At 49.1% G+C, this 1,408-nt stretch carries 2 tRNA genes and 2 rRNA genes; all 4 read right to left on the bottom strand.

Annotated elements, in window-relative coordinates:
• Positions 1 to 387 (bottom strand): 23S ribosomal RNA (locus L4D76_RS01010); the annotation flags it as partial.
• A 269-nt stretch (positions 388 to 656) separates the two neighbouring features.
• A tRNA-Ala gene (locus tag L4D76_RS01005) sits at positions 657 to 732 on the bottom strand.
• Between the two features lie 45 nt (positions 733 to 777).
• A tRNA-Ile gene (locus L4D76_RS01000) sits at positions 778 to 854 on the bottom strand.
• 158 nt (positions 855 to 1,012) lie between these two features.
• A 16S ribosomal RNA gene (locus L4D76_RS00995) occupies positions 1,013 to 1,408 on the bottom strand; the annotation flags it as partial.

The following is a 1,408-nucleotide window of genomic DNA, read 5'->3' as shown; positions in this document are numbered from 1 at the left end:
GACAGGATATCACGTGTCCCGTCCTACTCGATTTCACGGTAAAAGCGTTGTCGGCTACGGGGCTATCACCCTGTTCCGCTGTGCTTTCCAGCACATTCACCTGACGCTAATGCCGCTTAAGGGCTAATCCGGGGTCGCTCGCCGCTACTGCCGGAATCTCAATTGATTTCTCTTCCTCGGGGTACTTAGATGTTTCAGTTCCCCCGGTTCGCCTCGCTACGCTATGTATTCACGTAGCGATACTTGCTTATGCCGGTGGGTTTCCCCATTCGGAACTCGCAGACTCAAGTGGCTTTTACTGCCTAATCTACGCTTATCGCAAGTTAATACGTCCTTCATCGCCTCTGACTGCCAAGGCATCCACCGTGTACGCTTAGTCACTTAACCATACAACCCCAAGAGGTTTCGTATGGCAACAACCAAGGTTTCTCTCTTAAAAGAGAGGATTTGTTTTCGCCGGACTCTTACACAAGACACTTGAATGTGTTTGTTTTGAGAACTCGTTTTTTATCGTTTTCTATAAAACATTTGTAATTCAATCATTCGATTGAATTTACTAGTCAGCTTTCCAGATTGTTAAAGAACATGTGTTTCTCTTTGAAGAGGTTTCCACTTTTTAATGACACTCATCTCAATAAATGAATGTGTTTAGAGAGTGGTGGAGCTATGCGGGATCGAACCGCAGACCTCCTGCGTGCAAGGCAGGCGCTCTCCCAGCTGAGCTATAGCCCCAACGTTTCAAAAAGACTGTTACCCACATTTTTCTTGGGGAGAAAGTGGTGGGTCTGAGTGGACTTGAACCACCGACCTCACCCTTATCAGGGGTGCGCTCTAACCACCTGAGCTACAGACCCATTTGGGAACTTGTTCAACTTGAACCACCGACCTCACCGCTTTTACCAAGGGTATGGGGTGCTAACAATCCGAACTAAAGACCCAAGTCTTTTCACGTTCTTTTACATTTTAACCAAGCAATCTGTGTGGACACTGCATAAAACAGTAAGTCTTTAGGTAAGGAGGTGATCCAGCCCCAGGTTCCCCTAGGGCTACCTTGTTACGACTTCACCCCAGTCATGAACCACACCGTGGTAAACGCCCTCCCGAAGGTTAAGCTATCTACTTCTGGTGCAGCCCACTCCCATGGTGTGACGGGCGGTGTGTACAAGGCCCGGGAACGTATTCACCGTGACATTCTGATTCACGATTACTAGCGATTCCGACTTCATGGAGTCGAGTTGCAGACTCCAATCCGGACTACGACGTACTTTGTGGGATTCGCTCACCATCGCTGGTTGGCAGCCCTCTGTATACGCCATTGTAGCACGTGTGTAGCCCTACTCGTAAGGGCCATGATGACTTGACGTCGTCCCCACCTTCCTCCGGTTTATCACCGGCAGTCTCCCTGGAG

Source organism: Photobacterium sagamiensis (genome assembly GCF_050337085.1).
Classification (GTDB): Bacteria; Pseudomonadota; Gammaproteobacteria; order Enterobacterales; family Vibrionaceae; genus Photobacterium; species Photobacterium sagamiensis.
This window is presented reverse-complemented; position numbering and strand designations above follow the sequence as displayed.